Source organism: Enterococcus sp. DIV1298c (genome assembly GCF_017316315.1).
Classification (GTDB): domain Bacteria; phylum Bacillota; class Bacilli; order Lactobacillales; family Enterococcaceae; genus Enterococcus_B; species Enterococcus_B mangumiae.
Window position 1 is genome coordinate 34,571 of record NZ_JAFLWG010000045.1, and the last position, 23,173, is coordinate 57,743.

Consider the following 23,173-nt stretch of genomic DNA (forward strand, 5'->3'; position numbering starts at 1 on the left):
TCAGACCGGATTAGTCTAAATTATCTTCTGCGGTTTCAAAGTTTTGGATGATGTCTTGTCTTTCATCTTCGACTTGTTCAGCAGCTTGTTTTTCTAGTTCTTTTGCTGTTTGTTGTTCAGCGAATTTTGTCAAAGCATCGACTGTGATCAAGTCATCGTCTTCGTCATCCATGTCGCGAAGTTCGATCTCGCTGTCTTGGATGTCTAGGACACGCATGTCTAATCCTAGTGATTGTAACTCTTTGACTAATACGCGGAAGGATTCAGGTACACCTGGTTTTGGAATTGGCTCGCCTTTGACGATCGCTTCGTATGTTTTCACACGTCCGACTACGTCATCTGATTTGTATGTCAAGATTTCTTGTAAGGTATATGCCGCACCGTATGCTTCCAGTGCCCAAACTTCCATTTCCCCAAAACGTTGTCCACCAAATTGCGCTTTACCACCTAATGGTTGTTGCGTAACTAGTGAGTAAGGTCCAATTGAACGTGCATGTAGCTTGTCATCAACCATGTGAGCAAGTTTGATCATGTACATCACTCCGACAGACACACGTCCGTCAAATGGTTCACCTGTACGTCCGTCATAAAGAACAGTTTTCGCATCGCTAGCCATGCCAGCTTCACGAACAGTTTCCCATACGTCTTCATCACTTGCACCATCAAATACTGGTGTTGCTACGTGGATGCCTAATTGACGCGCAGCCATCCCTAAGTGTAATTCCAATACTTGTCCGATGTTCATCCGTGATGGTACCCCTAATGGGTTCAACATGATGTCGATTGGTGTTCCATCAGGTAAGAATGGCATATCTTCTTCCGGCATAATACGGGAAACAACCCCTTTATTACCGTGACGTCCGGCCATTTTATCCCCTTCATGGATTTTACGTTTTTGAACGATATACACACGAACTAACATGTTGACACCTGGTGATAATTCATCGCCAGCTTCACGAGTAAAGATTTTCACATCGTGAACGATCCCGCCACCACCGTGTGGTACACGTAGAGAAGTATCACGTACTTCACGTGCTTTTTCACCGAAGATTGCATGTAATAAGCGTTCTTCTGCTGAAAGCTCAGTTACCCCTTTTGGTGTTACTTTACCGACTAATAAGTCACCGTCTTGGACTTCTGCCCCAATACGGATGATTCCCATTTCGTCTAAGTCTTTCAATGCGTCTTCACCAACGTTCGGGATTTCGCGAGTGATTTCTTCAGGTCCTAATTTTGTATCACGAGCTTCAGATTCATATTCTTCAATATGGATCGATGTATACACATCATCTTTTACTAGACGACGGCTCATGATGATCGCATCTTCATAGTTGTAACCTTCCCAAGTCATGAAACCAACTAAGACGTTTTGTCCTAGAGCCATTTCACCTTGCTCCATTGATGGTCCGTCTGCCAAGGTATCTCCTTTTTCGACTTTCTCACCTAAATGAACGATTGGACGTTGGTTGTAACTTGTTCCAGAGTTTGAACGGCGGAATTTTGTGACTGAATATTTGTCTAATGCGCCATTGTCACGACGTACGCGAATCTCAGATGCATCTACAAATTCAACCACACCGTCATGTTTACATAGTAACGCAGCTCCTGAGTCATGAGCTGATTTGTATTCCATACCAGTACCGACCCATGGTGCTTGAGGGTTGATCAATGGCACGGCTTGACGCTGCATGTTGGCACCCATCAAGGCACGGTTGGAGTCATCGTTTTCCAAGAAAGGAATACATGCTGTCGCTACTGCAACTACTTGCTTCGGTGAAACGTCCATGTAATCGACTTTATCGATCGATACTTCTAAGTTTTCACTTTGAGCACGAGCCATAACGATGTCTTCAGCAAATGTTCCGTCATCATTCAACTTACTATTTGCTTGGGCAACGATATAATGGTCCTCGATGTCTGCGGTCAAGTAATCGATTTGTTCTGTTACACGTCCTGTTTCACGATCAACACGACGATAAGGTGTTTCGATAAAACCAAATTTATTTACTTTCGCATAACTTGACAAACTATTGATCAATCCGATGTTTGGTCCCTCAGGCGTTTCGATCGGACACATACGGCCATAGTGAGAGTAGTGAACGTCACGTACTTCATAACCGGCACGGTCACGAGTCAAACCACCAGGTCCTAAGGCTGAAAGACGACGTTTGTGTGTCAATTCGCCTAATGGATTTGTTTGGTCCATGAACTGAGACAATTGAGAAGAACCAAAGAATTCTTTGATACTTGCAACAACTGGACGGATGTTGATCAATTGTTGTGGTGTCAATGTTTCTGTATCTTGGATCGACATTCTTTCACGTACGACACGTTCCATACGTGCTAAACCAATACGGAATTGGTTTTGTAAAAGTTCTCCGACCGAACGGATACGACGATTTCCTAAGTGGTCGATATCATCCACGCTGCCGATACCTTCCATCAAGTTCAAGAAATAGCTCATTGAAGCAACGATATCCGCTGGACGAACAGTTTTCACTGTTGTGTCTGGGTAGCCGTTACCGATCACATTCACTTCACGTTCTGGATCTTTTGGTGAAAAGACTTTGATCACTTGGACAGTCATTGGGTCAGTCACTACGCCATCTTCAGTTGGGTAGTAAGTCACTGAGTTCAAGCCATTGTCGATGAACGGTGCCAATGTTTCCATCACTTGATGTGTTAAGGCTGTTCCTTTTTCAACAATGATCTCGCCTGTTTCAGGATCAACCAATGTTTCTGCTAAGGTTAAGTTCAATAGACGTGTTTTCAAGTCTAATTTTTTGTTTACTTTGTAACGACCTACATTTGCCAAGTCGTAACGTTTTGGATCAAAGAAGCGGGCATTCAGCAAGTTACGTGAACTATCTGCTGTTTTTGGTTCGCCTGGGCGAAGACGCTCGTAGATATCTTTTAATCCTTCTTCTGTTCTAGAATCACTTGCATTTTTGTGTAGATCTTTTTCGATCGTGTTACGTAATGTTTCACTATCGCCAAAGATTTCAAAAATCGTGTCATCTGAACCAAAACCTAATGCACGGACTAACACAGTCAATGGAATCTTACGTGTGCGGTCGATACGTACATAAGAGATGTCTTTTGCATCAGTTTCCATTTCTAACCATGCGCCACGGTTAGGGATCACTGTTGAACCGAATCCTTCTTTACCATTTTTGTCTACTTTCCCATGGAAATAAACACCTGGTGAACGGACTAATTGGGATACGATAACACGTTCAGCACCGTTGATGATGAATGTCCCTTGCTCTGTCATCAATGGGAAATCACCAAAGAATACTTCTTGCGCTTTGATTTCACCTGTCTCACGGTTTGTTAAACGTAAAGTTACATGTAATGGTGCAGAATAGTTTGCGTCATGTGCGCGTGCTTCTGCTACTGTATACTTTGGTTCTTTCAATTCATAATCTACAAATTCCAAAGAAAGATTGCCATTGAAGTCATCGATTGGCAAAATATCTTCAAACATTTCTCTTAGTCCTTCATCCAAGAACCATTGGTACGAGTCTGTTTGAATTTCGATCAAATTTGGTAATTCCAACACTTCACTGATTCGTGCGAAACTTCTACGTTCGCGATGTTTTCCGTATTTTACTACGTGTCCAGCCAAGCTCTTCACCCCTCTAAAATGTCATTCAAAAAGACTACCCGATCAATTGTTACAATAATATTAAAAATATTATATTTAGGTAACAACAGACATTTTTTGCGGCTTTTAGGCAAAAAAAAACCAAAAATAGAACGTTCTCTTGAATACATACCTTCCTGAGCTTCTACTTTTGTTTCCTTATATTAAAGCCGAAACGGACAATATTTCGTTTCTGCCTTCACTTCATCAGATAGTTTTTGCAACTTCATATAATACACTGTTTCAACGTAAAAGTCAACACTTCCTGGCGTTTCCTGTAAATTTTCGTAATTGTTTCTTAATCTTTCTTTTTTGTTCCATTTCATTTACTCCTAACTCCCAAATCATTCTATAAAGGTACCTTTTCTCTTTCGTTTTTACGAGTCGGAAAATTTTTGGCTCTCTACCAAATAAACGCTTCTGGCATCTCCTCAAATCTGATAGTATGATACATAGAAAGGAGTTTGTTCAATGACGACAAAAGCCAAGGTGTTACACCTTTTAAAAAACAACTCGACATTTCTGTCTGGTGAAAAGATTGCGCAACAGCTGAATGTTTCCCGGACAAGCATTTGGAAGGCCATCAAAGAATTAGAAAAAGAAGGCTTTCGGTTTGAGCATCAAGCAAAAGGATACCGTTATCTTCCATCCGATGTATTAGATCCTGTAGAGATTTCACATGAATTATCCCTTTTTGATACGCAAGTGACTGTTTTAGCGCAATCTGAATCAACGATGAAAGATGCGAAGTTAGCTTCTACTATGGATACGATGAAACCTAGCTTATTTATCGCTGATACACAAGAGCAAGCGCATGGTCGTTTTGGGCGTTCATTTTTTGCACAACCCGGGCAAGGGATCTACATGAGCCTTTTGTTGCATCCACAAAAGCATTTTGAAGAGTTGCCACAATATACGTTGATCGCTGCCAGTGCTTGTGTCAAAGCAATCGAAGAAATGACAGGAAAGCACGCAATGATCAAATGGGTCAACGATATCTATCTTGACGGAAGAAAAGTTTGCGGTATTTTATCGGAAGCAGTAAGCGATATGGAAACTGGCGAAATTCGTTCAGTGATCATTGGTGTGGGATTGAACTTTTCGATTCCCCAAACCCAATTTCCTGATGACATCCAGCAAAAAGCGACTTCCTTATTTCCAGACGGCGAAGCAATGATTACTAGAAACCAATTGATTTGTTCGATTTGGAAACATTTCTTTACGTATTTAGCAGACCCCACGAAAGCCTATTTTGACCTTTACAAAGAACGATCCTTCGTCTTAGGAAAGTCTGTCAGCTTTAGCCAAAAAGGGACGACCTATCACGGCATCGCTCAATCGATCGGCCCTAAAGGAGAATTGATCGTGGACACACCCGAGCAACGTTTCCAGCTCCTATCTGGCGAGGTCAGTTTAACAGAAATCGATGGCTTACCATCAGCAAAAAGAGGCTAGGAAACTAGCCTCTTTTTTATCAATGGTGGGTTTGTTATGCTCGCTTTAGATTGTTGTAAGCTTGATGTCGCGAGAAAACATGAAAGCTTCGATGTACAATGTGTTCGTTTTATCTATTGGTTCTATGTGCTTATCTCTATGTTCGAATATGTGCTTCACTAGTTATTGCTTTATGTGTTTGTTCTATGTTCGAATTCAACATTCATCTATGGTGGAACTATGTGCTATTGTGAGTCACAGTAGCCTACTCAAACTACCGTCCCTCAATATTCGTCACCTGATAACATTTGCTTACGCTTTCTAAATGCGGTAGCGCGATTAGTGATGCACGTCGTCAAGCAAGTGAGACCGTTCAACTATTTTTCCCCGAAATAGTTGATGGTAATCAAGTGATGTTCTATGTGTGTTTATTATGTTTAGTTATGCCTATTTATTACTTCTTATTTATTGCCACGCGTATCTCCTGAAGTTCAACGCTAGCTTCCTCATCTTCTCCCTATACAGAATCTTATTCCATTTAACGCCTCCTCTTTTGCTGTCGTTCTGTTTGTATCATAACCGATAGGAAACCAAATAAATTCTTTTGTATAGAATTACAACATTTTTTATTTTTATACTAAACTTGAGCAACGCTCACTGGACGTACCACGCACGACTTCCTCAAATTTTACAAAATTGTAATTGGTTCGCCTTTGAAGAAGAAAAATATTCGATTTTCAAATTGAATTTTTTGACAATCAAACAGCGAATCAAAAATTTATCCGCAGCAGTCAAAGGCTGTTGGTATTCTTCTTCAATGTCGCGAAACGAGAAATTCTTTTTCTCTTCACTTAATTTTGTTACGATCTCGATCACCGTTAACTTCGTCAATTCTGATGTATATTGTTTTCTCACAAGGACTCTCCTTTATTCATAGCATTCTTTAATCCAGAATATAGCATGGAATTTTTATTTGTCGGGACAATTTTTTTCCAAAAACAAAAAAAGTTTGTTCGAATCTGTAAAGAACTCTTTCTCTGGTTTTTTGGCAACGAAAGCGTACATAACACAATACACGCCCCCATACGCGTGTTGGCTCACCCGAAATAACATTTTTGCATTAGATTGTCTATAGCAATAATTGTTATGGCAGAGAAATTATCAATAAAAGAAAAACACATAAAAATGTTATTTTTGTTATGTAGCTAGAAAGATACATAAGGAGAAACCTATGGCACAACTAACAAATAAAGAAGTCATAAAATTTTTAAACGCAGCAATTAAAAATGGATTTTTGGATCAAAAAGCAATTGGTCCAGAAAATCTAGCTCTTTTAAAGGTAAATATCATCATCAAAGACCGCACATTGAACTTACGATCAACAGACCCTAACCTTTCTGAAAGCACCCGTGTTCACGCGCAGGATCAATTAGCGATCGTGAAAAAATTTTCACAACAAACCGCAACGATCCAACCAGAGAGACTCGAAATGTCTGTCACAGAAATCAACGAGGATATTGCTCGACTAAACACACAAAGAAATAGGCTAATTGAACAAATCAAAGACATCCAGGTTGAAGTCACGAAACATTCTGGTCCTCGTGGAGAGCCAGATGCGTATAATAAGGCAACTGATATGCTTAGTGTCGCAAAAAGTGAGCTAAGAAGCACCCTATTTAATATCCACACACAGCAAGCACTTAAACAAGTGATGAAAGAACAAGCACTTGAAAAAACAAACGATATTCGACGAGAGTCAGTTGACCAGTCGACCAGACGTCGTTCCATGTCGCCACAGGACGCCCCTCGTCGGGAATCAGTGGACCAACAGAAGTCCCGTCGTCGATCATCGGCGCAGGAAAAATCGACTCCTAGACGTTCAATGACCGATCAGAATTCAGCTCGCCGACGATCATCCGCGCGTCCTCGGCAGTCAGTGTCACAGCAACCAAAAGGCCCTACGAAAGAAGTAAAATCATTAGTCAGTAAAATCACCAATCTGGAAAATATCATACAAGCACTCGCAGAAAAAAGAGATAAACTTGTTAGTCATGATTTAGTAAAAAAAGAGTTTGCCTTATATACTGATAGTATCAAAGACCAACGTTCTCGGGCGAATATCCTTTACAAGAAGCTTGGCACCCTCGATCCAAAAATGGCTGAAAGAGTAAAAGCAACATTTGCTGATTCCCCCTATGGTAAAGTTCCTTGTCCGTTAACGCCTAGCGAAATCAAGGTGAATAAAGCCAATGCAAAATTCGATAAAGCTTATCATGACGTACCTTCTGTAGAAAAAGCGGACACAAAACTAAAAATAAATACGGATATGCTTTCCCCTGAAACAGTCAGATTAAACGAGAAGAAAAAGGTAAGAAACGCGATAAAAAAAGAGTTAGGTGCCACACAGGAAAAATTAAATGTATACAAAACAAGCAAATGGAATATCGTTAAACGAATTTCAAATTTCTTTCACCGAAAAGAAATCCAAGCATTAAAAAATCAAAAAAAAGAATTGGTTGCTAAGCTTGAACCCCTTAAAAATACTACTCAAAAGAGTATTTTAAAACCAACACTGAAAGAAAAAGTAACCGCTGCTCATGATAAGCAAGAACAGAAAATGAAGGACCAAAAACCACGTGAGGATCGTGCACCATCACCTAGTTTTGTAAAATCATGAATATTTTTCATGATTTTACAGTTTCTTTACTCATTACTTATATATACTATGGTTAAAGCAATGCAGTCCCTTTCAATGGACGAGCGATTATCATTCTATTGCTCGTCATTGTATAAGGGCAATCATATAGTATCTGCCTTCCTCCAAAATCGATGTCACTAATTTTCCATACTTAGAAATTATTGGTACTAGCTCAATGGATAAAGGTGCTATGTTTGTCTATATAATCCATGAGAGAAGGAGATACATATGGCTGATCATAATGAACAGGACAAACAACTAGTAGCACAAGATAAACAGCTCACACAAAAGCAAAAGACTACAATTCTTTACCTGTCGAATCAAATCATCAATTCTGAAAATAAAATCGAAGAGCTAAAAGCAAAACGAACGAAGCTGAATGACGTTTCTAAATCTTCTAATAAATACATGGAATTAACAGAAGCCATGAGGCCTCATCGAAAAAGAATCCATGCTTTATATGTACAAATTGAAAACATTTCACGTCCCCATGCGGATAGGTTGGAGAACTATATAAATAACCATTTCGCTCAAGCAAAAGGGGACAAGATTCCTGAACATATTTATGAAACGATCCCTGAACATCCCGACAAAGTAAAACAAGAACCGATTTATGCAGAAATTCCTGGTGACAAAAAAGGGCAATCTGACAATGAAAAAGGGAGTGTCAGCAATGAGAACGATAAAGAGATTGTTGTTCCCATTGGAGAAAAAAGAGAAGGAACAGAGATTCAAGCTACTGCTGAACCTGCAAATAAGAAAAGCAAAGCATCTCATAAAGATATGTCTACAAAGTCGCGTGACAACACACTGAAAAACATAGAGATTCAAGAGACATCGGTTACCCATGAGGCGAGTAAAAAAAAGCTAAAACCATTAACGCTACGTAAAGCCAAGAAAAAGTTAAAGCGAATAGAAAGAAAACTAGCTAAATTCAAAAGAAGGCAGAAGACGGTCACCGGCAGAATCATTAATTTTCTTAGTGGGAAAAATAAGAAAAAGTTGCTCAACAAAAAAAAATTATTGGTTACTCATATTAACACTTTAAAAGGAAAAACTGGAAAATCTATTTCGAAATCTACTCTTAAATCTGACCTTAAACCACCATTAAGCGATAAGTTGTTTAACGCACAAAACAAAGTCAGAATGAACAACCAAGAAAGACCAAATCCAGCATTCAACAAACAAGAGAAAACGAGACAGACGATTTAAAATAAAACAAACGGCTACAAACCACTCAGGACATTGATCAATAATAATGGTCAATGTTCTTTTTTCTGTTCCTTAAAAATAGTCTCCTCATCGATGAACCACTCATGTTTCAAGTACAACAGCCTATACCACTAATTTCCCTTACTTAGAAATTGTCGGCGTAACACAAGATGGTTAAAATGCTATGTTTGTTTATAGAGATAAAACAAGAGATGAGGAGAGAATCATGGCTAATTCTAGAGAAAATAATCTATCAGTAGAAGAAATGAGAAAGCGATCAAGGGAACTAAGTAAACATCTATCAAAAAGTCATGCTTCAGAAATCAAGAGTCTGGAAAAAAAATTCGGGAATGCGATTACGATGATGCATACTTTAACCGAAAAAAGAGAGAAGCTGAACGACCGTTCTGGGTCTTCAAAAAAATATAAGGAATTAACCGTTGGCATCAACAATAATAAAAATAGAGCGTTGGATATACTTGAAAAAATTCAAACGCTAGATCCACAGCTGGTGGATAAACTACTAAAAAAATACACAAATCTAACTGAGCATACTTATGAAACGATTCCTGAAAATAAGAAAAGCAATGAGAAAGATGAACCTCTTCCCGACATACGTATCCGAACAGAAAAAGAAGTGGTGTCTGCTGTGGTAAAGGCTAATCGTGCGTTCAATGAGCACTATAAAGAACTTCCCCCTGCGAATCGAAAGACGAAACTAAGATTTGATGCGGTAGCACTGGCAGAAGGAAAACATAGAGAAGGCAATATCCAGGAAACACCGCACAAAGCTGACTTTTCTGAACACATCTACGAAACGATTCCTGGAGATACTAAGAAAACTGAGAAAGCTTTCGAGTCTACTCAAAAAAGCGAGCGCACAAAGAGAGAGGATCAAAAAGGGCAGCATAAATTACACACTACTGCATCACAAAAAGGGATTTTTCCTGAGTCTCGGAAAGCTACACTGCGAGATAAGATCAATAGCGCGCAGCAACAAAAAGAAAGCAACAGTCTAAAACAAGGCAACCAATTACGGAGCAATCGACCGCAGCATAGTCCAAGTTTTGGGAGATAAAACAAAAAAATAAAAAACCAGTGATTTCCTTTTCAGTTAGTACTTTAAGGCTTTCACTGGTTTTTTATTGACTCATCTATTCTTGTCGTTCAGCGACATTTCCCCCAAAATGCTAAATAAGCTGACTATCAGAATAAACAAAAATGAATGTTTTAACTACTTGTTTTGTCCATGGTTCACTCTATATTATGTATTATTTCTTATGTGCGTTGATTTCCCTCCTTTATTTTTCCTCCGTCATTTTATGTACTTACGTCCATAAATAAAACGATGTAAGCCCTCTTGTTCGATGAACGGTCCATGTCCATACTATTGCTGGCTCATGGTTTAAGAGCAACAAACTACTGATACGTGCAGTATGCCCAATTCTAAAATCAGCAACCACACGATACCTACTATTTAGCATACCTCTTTCTTTTAGAGGGTGCAAAACCTCTTTTTCTAGGCAAAGAAAAAATGAGCATTACCAAAAAGTAATACTCATTTTATCTAAACCACTAATCTACACGATTTAAAATCTGAGCGGTCAACTTCTCTAATGTCTCTTTTGTTTGCAACGAAGTGTCTGGCAGTTTTTTGATTTCTTTTAATGCTTTTTTAGTATAAGACTCCGCTAGTTTCTGTGCGTTCTCTACACCCTTCGCCTCAACGACTAGCTGTTGTACCTTTTCAGCTTCTGCTTGTGTCATTTGTTTTTCTTTTGACAAACATTCAAGCAGTTCAGCTTTTTTCTCTGTTTGTAACGCATAGATCAAAGGCAATGAGTACACCCCTTGACGAATATCTTCCAATACAGGTTTACCGATATCTTCACTTTGTTTCGTGTAGTCTAAAATGTCATCCATGATTTGAAACGCCATGCCGATCGCCAAACCGATATCTCCTGCTTTTTTCGCAAAACGCTCGCTTGTCCCACTTTCATACGCACCGACGAAACAACTCAATTGAAATAACTCAGCGGTTTTGCCAGAAATGTTCTGTAAGTATTCTTCAACAGATAATTGTGCGTTATAGCGATCATCCATTTGACCTAGTTCACCATTCAATACCTTTTCCATACTTCGTGCATTCAGCTGCATGCTTTTTAAGGAAGAGGCGTATTCTGATAGGAGTTTGAAACAACAAACAAATAAATAATCTCCTGCATACACAGCGACACTATTGCCAAAACGGCTGCGTAAGTTCGGCTGTCCTCTTCGTACGTCAGCCTCATCAACGATATCGTCATGGATCAACGTGGCAATGTGCAACATCTCAATGGATGCGGCCAACGAAATGGCTTTTTCACGATCTTGCTCCGGTCCAAATTGAGCGAACAACAATTGATAAGCCGGACGCAAGAGCTTTCCACCCGCATGGATCGTTTCTTTGATTGCTTCTTCTACTGGTTTGTTTTTCAGCCGAACAACACTTTCCATTTTCTTTAGTGTCTGGTTCAATTCCATCTGGATCGTTGGATAGTCCCTCCACATTTGATGTAACTTCATAAAAAAACTCCTTGTATAACGCTTATTTTTTCAGAAATACCGATTGCCATTGACTGTTGGTCTGCCGATCATAATCTGCTTGGAATCGCTGTAATGTTCTTACATGTTTCAATAGATAGTTTGCAGAGATGCCTATCGCAAGTCCGGAAAGTATCCCTAGAAACGACAGAATCGGTAAATAGAGCATGACTGTCCAAGATTGAGCAATAAATGAAGCAGTCAATAGCTGACCGACATTATGCATAAATCCACCAGTCGCACTGATTCCAATGATACTAACTCTTTTAGGTCCTAATTGTTTGACTAAAAGCATACCAACATAACTTAGTAATGCGCCACTCATACTATAGAGAAACGTCGATATGGTTCCGCCTAATAACGTGGTCAAAAACAAACGCAACCAAAGTAATAAGAAGCTATCTCGTTTTTTCATTGTAAAAATTGCCACAATCGTAATCAAATTTGCCAAGCCAAGTTTCGCACCTGGCGCAAAGCCAAAAGGATATGGAATCATATTTTCCAATAAGCCGATGATCACACCTTGGGCAACTAGTAAAGATATATAGATCATTTTTTGTAATTTACTCATGGCGTGAACCGTCTAATAAATCAGACTGTCTTCCCCACTCCCGTCTGTTGATCGTACTTCGATCACTAATTTATGAGGCAAACAAACGATTGTTTCCCCATTATTCGTTGCCCAGCCACGACGAACGCAAATCTGATCATCGCAGTCTGCTTCTTTGATCCGAATTCGTTCTCCATCGATTTCAATCAGGTTCTTATCCCCATGATCGTCTTCATATAAATAGGTGTAGGCTTTAGTTCCATCTACTAAAGGAAAGGATTTGATTTCTGTTCCATCTACTCGCAACACCGCTTCTTTATTGGGCGCTGCATCTACTTGTTGATAACTAAAAAGCACCACTGGCAAGAATGAGAGTAGGATTAGCAAAAGAATAATGGCAATATCCCAAGGCTTCAATAAACTTTTTTGAATAAATTCTTTCAACTACTCATACCCCTTTCTCCCTCATTTGATTGCTCCAATTTTACCATGAATCGTCAAGGTTGTGAATGAAAGGAACAACCCGTCTCCTTTGGATTTGATTGGCTCATCCCTTTTTCAAGAGTCTTTGTAAGAAAAAGACGAGCTTGGAATGTTTGCACACCCCAAGCTCCCCCATATTTCATCTCATGTCATGATTTTATATGCAAAATCATTTCGATTTTTTGAATTTAACTTTATTTATTCGCCGTAACGAGCTTTCGGTTTTCCGTACCACCAATTACCGACTGTTTTTTGTAACCAAGGAATCACCCAACGATCCAAACCGATCGCACGGCCTGAGCCATTCATCAATGCGAACGCCACAAAGATGAACCAGATGTTTACCCAGTAGAACATGCCAGAGATACAGAAAGTGATGACTAAAACAATCGTTGTCGCACTACATAACCAAGTGAATAAACCGGCAATCAATGCCAACGCCAACGCGATTTCAAAGAAGACCATGAATTTTTGGAAGAACATCGCTACGTCGTTGTTTGGCATGATGACTTGCATGATACTGTTGAACCAGTCTGGTGATTTGTCGATCACTGCCATTGGTTCTTCACCATACGCATAACTCAAACCAAAATGCGCCGCTTGTGCTGCTGCTTCACCAGTTGTCGCACCTGCGCCACTCGCAGCTGTCGTTGCATCACCTGCTGCTGAGGCACCACTTGCTACGTCTGCCACGTTGTATTCCCACGTCCAAGGGAATACGCTGTTGCCAGTAAACCATGAACCTTCGCCAAACCAAGTGCTTGGTTTTAGTACTTCACCGTTACCGATCATTTTCTTCGAGGCTTCGACTAACCAAACGAGACCGTAGAAGATTCGTAATGGTACACTCCACAAAACATTGCCATAGCGTGAAGAGTGTCCACGAGTCACATTACGATCATCTTTGATATGGAAGAATTCGTGCATCATATATTGGAACATATAATAACCTGAACGGATATCAAAGAAATATTTCAAGTTGACGATGTGTTTCATGATAATTGCTAAAAAGCCGCTTAAATGGATCTTGTTAAATAAGTTCGCAACGCCCCATTTTGCGCCAACAGAAACCATAAATCCTTGGTAATTCCCTTTAAATTTATGTTTCTCGCCACCCTTGATCGAAGCAACGATGTTCGCTGCAGCCGTATGACCTGTTTGCTCTGCCGCTTGAACGATTTGTGGTGTTGGTGTATTCGGGAATTCTTCGTAGTAGACTAAGTCCCCAATGATATAGATATTTTGTTCTTCATATCCTTTTGCCTGCATGTACTCGTTCGCTACTAAACGTTGACCGCGTGCAGTTTCCAATCCGAAGTCAGCAGCATCTGTTGTTCCTTTGACACCTGCTGTCCAAATCAATGTATGTGTTGGTACTTCACGACCATCTTTTAATTTGATATGGTCAGGAGCGACTTCAACGATTGGCGCATTCAACAATAGTTCAACATTCTTTTTATTTAAATAACGTTCTGCTTTCGCTGCATCATTACGATCCAACATATTCAAAATCGTTGGCATTGCTTCAACGACCATTAGTGTAATCTCTTTTGGATCTAGTTTGTAGTCTTTTGCTAAACGATCTTTCCAATCAATCAACTCACCGATCATTTCGATCCCAGTAAAGCCAGAACCACAAACCACAAATGTCAACATTGCCTTACGCAATTTTTCATCTGGTTCTAGTGCAGCTTTTTCCACTGTTTTCTCAATGTGTTTACGGATCTTGACAGAATCTTCAAATGACCAAAGAGTGAAGCCATTTTCTTTTACGCCTGGTGTACCGAAGTCATTTGGTTCGCCACCCATCCCTAAAATCAATTGATCGAATGGATAAGCACCTAATTTTGTCTTGACGATTTTTTTCTCTTTATCGATCCCGATAACTGTGTCAGTGACTAAATCCACGTTTTTCTGTCTTGCAAATAATCGTTGTAAATCGTACTGGATCGCCTCTGGTTCAACACGTCCGCCTGCCACTTCGTGAAGTTCTGTCATCATCGTGTGGTACGAATGACGGTCAATCAATGTGATTGTTACGTCTTCTTTTTTCAGTTTCTTTGCCAAGTGTTTTGTAGCTGAAACACCCGCATAACCAGCACCCACAACGACAATATTTTGCTTTGTCATTGAATATCCGCTCCTTATTTTCTTCTATATAAAATTATTCATAGTTGATCGTTTTTTCAATTTGATAATGATTACACAATCTTTATATATTATATAGATGTTTTGTATATTTGTCTAACACCTTTTTATGTTTTTTTTATTACAAAAAAAACGCCTGTTTTTCACGAAATTTCCAGAAAGAAAACGCTACATTAAATTACTGTGGTTATTTTTGTAAAACGGTTGACTTATTGATGATATCTATTAGAATGTATAATGAATCACAAAGATTTTGTGGACAAAAAATGAAATGGCGGGGTTATAAAATGAAGAAAAATCGGTTTGTTACGGGGTTTGCGGTATTAGCATTCTCAACATTGATGCTAGGAGCTTGTGGATCAGATAACAATGATAGTTCAAGTAGTACGTCTGAAACTTCTACTGCACAATCTTCTACAACAGAAACTAGTACAACAGAAACATCTAAAGAAATCGTTGCTGGTGGAGAATTACAAGACGGTACATATAAATTAGAAGAGAAAAACTATTCTAATGGTTACCGCTCAGTTTTTGAAATCGTTGTAAAAGACGGCAAGATCACGGAATCAAATTTTGATTACATCGATGCAGATGGCAAATCAAAACAAGATGACACTGAATACAACGAAAACATGGAAGCAAAATCTGGTACAAAACCAGAAACATTCATTCCTGAATTGAACGATCAATTAGTCAGCGCACAAAGCGCAAGCGATGTTGAAGTTGTCACTGGTGCGACACACTCATCAGAAAGCTTCCAAAACTATGCACAACAATTGATCCAAGCAGCACAAGCAGGCAACACAGAAACAATCGAAATCGACAATGGCGCTGAATTACAAGACGGCACATACAAATTAGAAGAGAAAAACTATTCTAACGGCTACCGTGTACAATTTGAATTAACTGTTGCAGATGGTAAAGTCACTGAATCAAACTTTGATTACATCGATGCAGATGGCAAATCAAAACAAGATGACACTGAATACAACGAAAACATGAAAGCAAAATCTGGTACTGACCCTCAAACTTACATCCCAGAACTAAATGATGAACTTGTTTCAGCAATGGGTGAAGAAGATGGTTCTCCAGCAGATGTTGAAGTAATCACTGGTGCAACACACAGTGCCCATTCATTCATCATGTATGCACAACAATTAGTGAATGCCGCTGAAAAAGGCAATACACAAACAATCGAAGTCGATAACATTGTGACAAAATAAACATTGTCCAGTAAAGGGTTAATCTGACTTTAAGAAAAACAATTTTGGAGATGTGGCAACTGTCACATCTCTTTTTCCATTCTGTTTGTACCAACCCCCGCCCGAAAAAAAGATGTTCATTCTCGCCAGATTATATTAGAATACAAAGCATGAGCTTACTTTTGATTTCGCTTAAAGAATTTCTATATGCGGAACACGAAATAGATAAAATGAAATGAGGAATAGATGTTGAAGAAACGATTACTTCCTTTCGTCTTGCTTTTGTGCCTACTGACCGTCGCTGGTTGCAGCACAGACTCAACGACCGAAAGTAAACAAGAAAACAATACTTCACTGCTTTCTGACCCTTACACTGATGAACAATTTTTACTTGGCACTTATGTACGTATCCGTATCTATGATGAAGGGAAAGAGGACGTATTGAAGCCTGCTTTTGACCGTGTCAAAGAGTTAGGCGATAAGATCACGATCAACCAAGAGGGCTCTGAAGTCGATGAGATCAATCAACAAGCAGGGATCAAACCTGTCAAAGTATCTGATGATGTCTATCGCTTATTGAAACGTGCATATGAGTATAGCGAAGACTCTCATGGCGGTTTTGATATGGCAATCGGTCCAATCACACAGTTATGGCGTATCGGCTTTGATGATGCACGGAAACCATCACAAGCAGAAATCGATGAAGCATTGAAACTGGTAGATTATCATAAAGTCCAATTCAATGATGAAGAAAAGACCGTTTACTTGCAAGAAAAAGGGATGATCCTTGATCTAGGCGCCATTGCGAAAGGGTTCATCACTGATGAAGTCGTCAAAGTCTTGAAAGAAAATGATGTAACGACGGCAATCGTCGATCTAGGTGGGAATGTTTATGTTCTTGGTCATAGCCCTAGAGGTGAAGATCAAGATTGGACAGTCGGTATCCAAGATCCAAATCTTGCCCGTGGATCGATCCTTGGATCAATCAAAGAACGAAATAAAACATTAGTCACATCCGGCATCTATGAGCGCTATTTGGAAGTTGATGGCGTGAAGTATCATCACTTGTTCGATCCAAAAACCGGTTATCCTTTTGACAATGATATCGCTGGCGTCACGATCATCACAGATCAATCGATCGATGGTGACGGCTTATCTACCGCGGTCTTTGCGATGGGCGTGAAAGATGGCTTAGCTTACATTGAAGATAAGCTGAATGACGGAACTGAGGCGATTTTTGTCACAAAAGACGATAAAGTTTACGTGACTGATCCAATCAAGGACACCTTTAAACTCGCTGAAGATTCAAAATATACAATGGGCGATCGTTCTGAATTAAACTAAGGAGTAACTGATATGACACTAAAAATCTTTTTAGAAGTAGTTGAGCTACGAACAAAAGTCGCTAGTGTATTTCCTTTTGCGATAGGGGTTTTATTCTCTATCGCTTTTTTTCACGAAATACAGTGGTTGAACACCTTGCTGTTTTTTATTGGTATGCTTGTCTTTGACTTAGCAACCACCGCCATCAACAATTATATGGATTATGAAAAAGCACATTCGGAAATTTATAAATACGAGGAAAATGTTATTGGACGGACAGGTATCTCACCAAAACTCATACGAAACATGATTCTTGGGATGATCGCATTTGTTTTGATCATCGGCGTGTTACTGACGTTGAGAACTGGCTGGTTACTGTTACTGATGGGCGTCGTATGTTGCTTCATCGGTATTTTCTATACTTTTGGACCAATCCCTTTATCTCGCATGCCGCTAGGAGAGATTTTCAGCGGTTTTACCATGGGTCTAGGAATCTTTGCGATGGTCATCTATATCAATACCCATCGCAGCGATTTATTCGATTTGACTATCTCTTTAACAACCGGCACCTTCAACCTGTCAGGCAATATCTGGGCTGTATCTGCGATCATCTTAGCAGCATTACCGCTTGTTTTTACCATCGCAAATATCATGTTAGCGAATAATCTACGTGACTTAGAACGAGATATAGAAAATCATCGCTATACGTTGGTCTTCTATATCGGCCGTCCAATTGGGATCATGCTTTTCCAACTTTTGATGTATGCGTGTTACCTGATCCTTCTTGTAGGACTGATCAGCGGCATTTTTCAATGGCCGATCCTTCTGGCTTTCTTGTCGTTACCAAAAATCTATCTTAATCTCCAACAGTTTAAAGATAGCTTACCGCAGCCAATCAGTTTTAGCTATTCGATCAAAAATATGATTTTATTCAACAGTAGCTATGCCCTTGGTTTACTTGCGACGATTCTTATCAATCAATTGTAGACACAAAAAAAACAGGTGGGAAATCTCCACCTGTTTTTTTGTATATATGGATCTACGTACGTGCTATCGTTGGCGAACCTTTTGTTAATGAATTCCTTGCAAGGCCTTGACCTCTTATTAATTCATTGCGTTCTCTTGCTAGCGTACTCGCTCTATTCGTCACTGCTGATAGCCTTGGCTTGCCATCTGGAGTTCCGCCTCTTTCAGCTGAATTACTTCTATTCAGCAAGGACTTCTCACCAGAATTTCGACCATGAGAGGTTGAGGCAACTCCTTGCTCTCTTGTCAGATGATCTCTACTGATCACAAGTTTTCGCTTTACAAAGTTCCAAGCTTTGGATAAAGTACCTTTTGCTTTTGGATCTTTCTCGATTAGTCGTTCTCTGTCTTCTGCACGACTTCGTTGTAACCCTCTGAATTTTTGTCTTAAAAAATTCAAGGCTCTAGCTAAGATCCCTTTTGATCGTGAATCTTTATTCAGCAGTCTTTCTCGTCTATGGGCACGGTTTCGCTGAAATGATCTGAATTTCTGCTTAAAGAAATTCCGAACTCTAGCTAAAATCCCTTTTTCTTTTAAATCTTTTTCTTTGGAATTTTTCTTTTCCGGATTTTCTTTTGCTTCTTTTCGATGTTTCCGATAGGCTTGGACTTTTCGGTACACTTTAAACACTACTTGAATGGCTTTTTTTGCGAATTTGTAAAGCCAGACTGGTCCTTTTTGAAACAACCTTTTAAAGACATTCTCGAGCTTATCTATTTCTACATCTTTATCCGAATTATTATGCATCTTAGTTCACATCTCTTTCTGTTATGATGACGGTATTTCCATCTTCATCAGTAGTTTCCTGTGTCCTTGATGTATCTGAACGACTAGTTCCATCTTGTGTCATTTGCACAGTTTCATACGGTTTTTCAAAATGAGCGATCCATTGGAAGCTTCCTTCATTACCCATTAACCTATATTGATTTGCTTCTTCTGTGATTCTAAAGGTGATCGTTTTTTGGGTATCCCTACTATCTGTCCGCATAACAACAAAATTAGCACCTTCATGATCAGTGTCAAATGACATAATGCGATACTTAAACGTTGCTTCTTCATCCGCTCTGCCTTCTTCCACTTTTTTCTGAGTAAACGTATCTTCTGTAAACTCTAACGTGAAAGAACGACTATTGTTAGTATTTTCCCAAGTCCCTTGCATCAAAATATCTAGCCACATTTGGGAAACAGCTCGTTGCGCTGCTTCGATCTGCTCAGACATTTCTGCCTCCAACTGTGCTTTCACTTCTTCCGTTGGATAAAGATAAAGATCTTCTCCATCTTCTTTTCGATGCAAGATCGTATTCCCCATCCTAGTCTGCAAGGCGAATTCTTTCGTTCGGTTGTTATCACTTTCCAAAACGACCTCACCACGTGTATTTAAATAGTAAATACCCGATTCAAACCAATCACTTGAAACTTTATAGGTTCCATCAGTAGCCAACTCGATTTCTGTGTCATCTGGCAAATTAGTATACCATGTCCCACTGTAGATAGTGGCATTAAAACGATCTCTTGAGTCTCTCGTTTCTTGTACTGCTGCTGACGTGTCTGTAGCTTCTTTGGTACTTGATTGGGTATTGATCAATGAATACCCCACTAGACCAGCGATCACAACAACAAGCAAGCCAAGACCAATAATGATTTTTTTACCTGATTCCGTTTCTAAAAAATTCTTTAGCATAGTTCCTCCTTTCTAGATATCCTTTAAACCATTCGTTAACTACTTTCGGTTCTACCTCCCCTTTAAGGAAGACCATACCCCGAAATAACGTTACTGCCAATGGCATAAGTTCTTCTTCGCACTAAGTTGTCAGAATTACCCTCAATCACTTGAATAATGTTCCCGCCAGAATATTCAACGATTCCTACATGATCTTTTCCTGTTCTGCCACCAGCCCAATCAAAAAATACAAGATCGCCAGATTGCGGAACATAGCCTTCATCATGCGCTTTGAATTTGTCATTTTCTTCAAACCATTCTTTCATATCTAAAACACTCGATGTATTTGGGACTCGTCCTTGTTCTAAATAACCAGCTTCATTCGCTACCCAGGAAACGAATACTGAAGACCATTCGACTCGATGGGTGAAGCCTGCCCAACTCCAATACTTCTCACCATTTGGATTGCCAAGCTCTCTTCTGGCAAGTTCGGCTAATCGACCGGTATCTGCCATAATATTTCTTGTCACCATAGCGGTGTAAAACATGTTACCAAATACATAGCGCCAGTTATAGCCTAATCCCTGTGCGACGATATGATTAAAAGGTATCGTTTGGTTGTTACTTTTCATTTGTGCATACAGTCGGGCATCCTCAAAGGAATAAGGAGCATTCCTTCGAATCAAATCATCTAGATATTCTTCACCATAGTTATATGCTTGGACAGCTGCCAGCCCATTAAGATTATTAGTCTGTGCCTTTTTGATGAGGTGAGCAAAATATTCGACCCCTTTTTCAATCGATTCCTCTGGCGTAGTGATCCTATCGGGAGACCCTAATGCCAGTTGCGCATTCATGATATCTGGTTGAATCGTTTCATTCCCACCAGATTCTACCCAAATCATCGATAAAATCGCATTAGTATAGACTTCAATACGATGCTTACGCGTCTGTTCCTCCACTCTGTTTTGCCACTTGGTCACTGAGGCGGGAGGATTGATCAAGTTGCCCCGCAGACCACCACCATTGCGCATATACGCTAGATTGGTGTCATTACCAAAAACTAGCTTATCAATATAAATCGCTGGATAAATATCAGGATCTCGATGCCAGAAGCGATATTCTTTCATTGCAACCAATAAATTGCCATCAAATTGATTTCTTGTGTAACCAATTAAATCCCCCGCTTCTAATCTTCTCCCTCGTCTTACCACCGGATCAATATTGACATAGTAGGCATAATATAGACCTGTATATGTTTCTAATGCTGTGGTTACCGCTGCAGAACCATCTGTATGTCCAGCTTGATAAGTATAATCAATACTTTGCACAGTCTCAAAGGTCGTCGCATAAACCGGTGTTCCAGGCTCTGCATCTAGAGCAATTTCAAAGTGACCAGAATCCGGATTTCGTCTGCGATAGCCAAAATTATCCACAACCGTGGCATAGTTCATCTTGCCAAATGGATTGGCCATAAAGATTTTATCTTCAAAGCGGTCTTTCTCCATAATAGGGTAATATTTGTCGATCTCATCTTCATCAAAAGCAATGACTCGCCCATAACTTTCAGTGTTGCTCGAAATAATTCCATGTGAAAAGACCTCGACTTCAGGATTTGAATCAAACATCTCACCAATTGTTTGCACATTGATTTTAACAGTAGCAACATCTTTTCTCTCACGTCGTACTTCGGTATGTTCTTCTCCTGTTTCTTTATCTACTGTAACCACAACAGTTTCAACTTCTTTATCTTTTTCAATGACCGTCGTATAGTTGTAGACCATATCATGTAACGCATGGATTTCATCTCTTACTCTATAGACTTTGATTGGCTCTGGTGTGATTGGATGAGGCGCATCTTGAAAGACGGCATATGTCCGATAGCGAAAAGACCATGGAATCCAAACTCCAGTTTTTTCTGCGACCCTTCTGCGATACGTAGCAATAGCGATATTATCGATATCATAATCTTCAAATTTTGCATTCAGATAATAGATGTAGTTATCCCCATTAGATACATACATAAACTGCTCTGGATCAGACTGTATCCCGTTCACTTCAAAATAGACTTCATCATGCTCGGGGTTATCAACTAGCCGGTTGTAGGTTTGATAAACCTCTCGATTCTTATAAGTATCCAACCATGTCACGTAATGATACGCTTCAGTGATCATCATCGACTCTGTTTTTACGACAAATAAACTTAAAATCGTCGTCCAAAAAGAAAGGAAGATTGCGATGATCGAGATGATGACTGCCACGATCAGGATAACAACGATCAATTTCAATAGGATGGGCAATTGTAGAATAATCAGCATGGTGATGATAATTCCGACTAAGTTTAAGTTCCCTTCCTCATCTCGACCGATCTTATCAATGATCAAGTCTTTGATTTTATTTTTAAAAGGATTTTTAGGCGAAATTTGATTTTTTAACATGTTGTCTAATTTCGCCCGCATATTCCTCTTACCAGCAACCTTCTTTTTTCCTTCTTTTCGCTTAGTATTTCTCTTCTTTTTTTCCAACTGCTCATTTTTAGAAAGATGTAATGCTTTTTTGTCATTTTTATGACGAATCTTTGATGTGGTAGAGTTGACTTTCTCTTGTTGACTTTGTTTTTTTTCTAGATTTACTTTACTGTCGTATCCTTTGTATTCACTATCTTTCTTTTGTTTCTTACGAATTTTCTCATGACGCTTTTTTTTATTGAAACGTACTTGTGTGTTCTTTTTTTCTTTATTTTGTTCTTCGTTGTTGTTCGTCACAGGAGCAGGAACGCTTGTTGTATTGACTTTAGCAGGGGGTAACATTGACTCGTGTTGTTGCTGCTTTAATTGATCTCTTCGACTCTCTTGTACTCTTTTTCGACGATTGGCGCTCTGACTATTGACAGGTGTGTTCTCGTCAATGTTATTAGAAAATTCTTGCTCTAAATCATTTTTATCGTTTTTGTCTTTTTTACGCTGTTTGCTCTGAAAACTTGCTTGCTGTGATTTTTTTTTGATCCGGAGATTGTTCCCCTTCATCAACTTCATGAATTTTCGTTTTCGAGCGCTACTTATCGACTTATATCTTTTAGAACTTATTTTACTACCATGTACGACCATTTTTCTGTTTTTACTACTACTAGTCGTCGCGTTCTGACCTGCCCTGTTTTTGCCTAAAATTTTTGGATCAGCCACTGTCCTGTTTCCTTTCCCGCGTTCC

17 protein-coding genes are annotated in these 23,173 nt (G+C 39.4%); 7 read left to right on the forward strand and 10 right to left on the reverse strand.

Annotated features, from left to right (window positions below; translation table 11 throughout):
- Positions 1-10: 10 nt before the first annotated feature.
- Both rpoB and JZO83_RS11025 read right to left on the reverse strand, forming a co-directional pair.
- Complete coding sequence (rpoB, locus tag JZO83_RS11020) at positions 11-3,628, reverse strand: DNA-directed RNA polymerase subunit beta (protein WP_207115779.1); 3,618 nt, start codon at positions 3,626-3,628, stop codon at positions 11-13.
- Between the two features lie 182 nt (positions 3,629-3,810).
- Positions 3,811-3,972: a hypothetical protein gene (locus JZO83_RS11025; protein ID WP_207115780.1), complete on the reverse strand. Its 162-nt coding sequence runs from the start codon at positions 3,970-3,972 to the stop codon at positions 3,811-3,813.
- Between the two features lie 145 nt (positions 3,973-4,117).
- Between JZO83_RS11025 and JZO83_RS11030 the strand changes: the two genes are divergently transcribed.
- A complete protein-coding gene (locus tag JZO83_RS11030; protein WP_207115781.1) occupies positions 4,118-5,101 on the forward strand; it encodes a biotin--[acetyl-CoA-carboxylase] ligase in 984 nt (327 codons plus the stop codon).
- Between the two features lie 660 nt (positions 5,102-5,761).
- On the opposite strand, the gene JZO83_RS11035 is transcribed toward JZO83_RS11030, so the two are convergent.
- Positions 5,762-5,995 carry a hypothetical protein gene (locus tag JZO83_RS11035; protein WP_206858542.1) on the reverse strand — a complete coding sequence of 78 codons (234 nt, stop codon included), beginning with the start codon at positions 5,993-5,995 and terminating at the stop codon, positions 5,762-5,764.
- Positions 5,996-6,311: 316 nt separating this feature from the next.
- Between JZO83_RS11035 and JZO83_RS11040 the strand changes: the two genes are divergently transcribed.
- From JZO83_RS11040 to JZO83_RS11050, 3 genes are all read left to right on the forward strand, one after another.
- The gene (locus JZO83_RS11040; RefSeq protein ID WP_207115782.1) at positions 6,312-7,757 is read left to right on the forward strand and encodes a hypothetical protein; all 1,446 of its coding nucleotides are present in this window, start codon (positions 6,312-6,314) and stop codon (positions 7,755-7,757) included.
- Between the two features lie 249 nt (positions 7,758-8,006).
- A complete protein-coding gene (locus tag JZO83_RS11045) occupies positions 8,007-8,990 on the forward strand; it encodes a hypothetical protein (RefSeq protein WP_207115783.1) in 984 nt (327 codons plus the stop codon).
- A 184-nt stretch (positions 8,991-9,174) separates the two neighbouring features.
- Positions 9,175-10,068 carry a hypothetical protein gene (locus tag JZO83_RS11050; RefSeq protein WP_206858537.1) on the forward strand — a complete coding sequence of 298 codons (894 nt, stop codon included), beginning with the start codon at positions 9,175-9,177 and terminating at the stop codon, positions 10,066-10,068.
- Positions 10,069-10,565: 497 nt separating this feature from the next.
- Here JZO83_RS11050 and JZO83_RS11055 read toward each other — a convergent pair whose 3' ends face one another.
- The 4 genes from JZO83_RS11055 to JZO83_RS11070 form a co-directional block, all read right to left on the reverse strand.
- Positions 10,566-11,555, reverse strand: coding sequence for a polyprenyl synthetase family protein (locus JZO83_RS11055; protein ID WP_206858535.1), 990 nt, complete (start codon positions 11,553-11,555; stop codon positions 10,566-10,568).
- 22 nt (positions 11,556-11,577) lie between these two features.
- Positions 11,578-12,144 carry a Gx transporter family protein gene (locus JZO83_RS11060; RefSeq protein ID WP_206858534.1) on the reverse strand — a complete coding sequence of 189 codons (567 nt, stop codon included), beginning with the start codon at positions 12,142-12,144 and terminating at the stop codon, positions 11,578-11,580.
- A 12-nt stretch (positions 12,145-12,156) separates the two neighbouring features.
- Positions 12,157-12,567 (reverse strand): NusG domain II-containing protein, encoded by a 411-nt coding sequence (locus JZO83_RS11065; RefSeq protein WP_206858532.1) that lies wholly within the window; start codon positions 12,565-12,567, stop codon positions 12,157-12,159.
- A 237-nt stretch (positions 12,568-12,804) separates the two neighbouring features.
- The gene (locus tag JZO83_RS11070; protein ID WP_207115784.1) at positions 12,805-14,736 is read right to left on the reverse strand and encodes an NAD(P)/FAD-dependent oxidoreductase; all 1,932 of its coding nucleotides are present in this window, start codon (positions 14,734-14,736) and stop codon (positions 12,805-12,807) included.
- 305 nt (positions 14,737-15,041) lie between these two features.
- Here JZO83_RS11070 and pplA point away from each other — a divergent pair, with 305 nt between their 5' ends.
- The 3 genes from pplA (at position 15,042) to menA (ending at position 18,266) form a co-directional block, all read left to right on the forward strand.
- The gene (gene pplA, locus JZO83_RS11075) at positions 15,042-15,977 is read left to right on the forward strand and encodes an extracellular electron transfer flavoprotein PplA (protein WP_339093084.1); all 936 of its coding nucleotides are present in this window, start codon (positions 15,042-15,044) and stop codon (positions 15,975-15,977) included.
- Positions 15,978-16,205: 228 nt separating this feature from the next.
- Positions 16,206-17,300, forward strand: a complete 1,095-nt coding sequence (locus JZO83_RS11080; protein ID WP_339093303.1) for an FAD:protein FMN transferase — start codon at positions 16,206-16,208, stop codon at positions 17,298-17,300.
- Between the two features lie 12 nt (positions 17,301-17,312).
- On the forward strand, positions 17,313-18,266 hold the full coding sequence (gene menA / locus JZO83_RS11085; protein ID WP_206858516.1) for a 1,4-dihydroxy-2-naphthoate polyprenyltransferase: 954 nt from the start codon (positions 17,313-17,315) through the stop codon (positions 18,264-18,266).
- A gap of 52 nt (positions 18,267-18,318) precedes the next feature.
- On the opposite strand, the gene JZO83_RS11090 is transcribed toward menA, so the two are convergent.
- From JZO83_RS11090 to JZO83_RS14530, 3 genes are all read right to left on the reverse strand, one after another.
- Positions 18,319-18,927, reverse strand: a complete 609-nt coding sequence (locus tag JZO83_RS11090) for a hypothetical protein (RefSeq protein WP_206858515.1) — start codon at positions 18,925-18,927, stop codon at positions 18,319-18,321.
- Between the two features lie 127 nt (positions 18,928-19,054).
- Complete coding sequence (locus tag JZO83_RS11095) at positions 19,055-19,987, reverse strand: hypothetical protein (protein ID WP_206858514.1); 933 nt, start codon at positions 19,985-19,987, stop codon at positions 19,055-19,057.
- Positions 19,988-20,049: 62 nt separating this feature from the next.
- Entirely contained in the window at positions 20,050-23,148 is a 3,099-nt protein-coding gene (locus JZO83_RS14530; protein ID WP_347401518.1) for a lysozyme family protein, read from the reverse strand.
- Positions 23,149-23,173 lie beyond the last annotated feature (25 nt).

Bases quoted from the DNA above. Each gene is read 5' to 3' on its own strand.
- JZO83_RS11025 (WP_207115780.1), bottom strand. From the start codon at position 3,972: ATGAAATGGAACAAAAAAGAAAGATTAAGAAACAATTACGAAAATTTA.
- JZO83_RS11030 (WP_207115781.1), top strand. From the start codon at position 4,118: ATGACGACAAAAGCCAAGGTGTTACACCTTTTAAAAAACAACTCGACA.
- JZO83_RS11040 (WP_207115782.1), top strand. From the start codon at position 6,312: ATGGCACAACTAACAAATAAAGAAGTCATAAAATTTTTAAACGCAGCA.
- JZO83_RS11045 (WP_207115783.1), top strand. From the start codon at position 8,007: ATGGCTGATCATAATGAACAGGACAAACAACTAGTAGCACAAGATAAA.
- JZO83_RS11050 (WP_206858537.1), top strand. From the start codon at position 9,175: ATGTTTGTTTATAGAGATAAAACAAGAGATGAGGAGAGAATCATGGCT.
- JZO83_RS11055 (WP_206858535.1), bottom strand. From the start codon at position 11,555: ATGAAGTTACATCAAATGTGGAGGGACTATCCAACGATCCAGATGGAA.
- JZO83_RS11060 (WP_206858534.1), bottom strand. From the start codon at position 12,144: ATGAGTAAATTACAAAAAATGATCTATATATCTTTACTAGTTGCCCAA.
- JZO83_RS11070 (WP_207115784.1), bottom strand. From the start codon at position 14,736: ATGACAAAGCAAAATATTGTCGTTGTGGGTGCTGGTTATGCGGGTGTT.
- pplA (WP_339093084.1), top strand. From the start codon at position 15,042: ATGAAGAAAAATCGGTTTGTTACGGGGTTTGCGGTATTAGCATTCTCA.
- menA (WP_206858516.1), top strand. From the start codon at position 17,313: ATGACACTAAAAATCTTTTTAGAAGTAGTTGAGCTACGAACAAAAGTC.
- JZO83_RS11095 (WP_206858514.1), bottom strand. From the start codon at position 19,987: ATGCTAAAGAATTTTTTAGAAACGGAATCAGGTAAAAAAATCATTATT.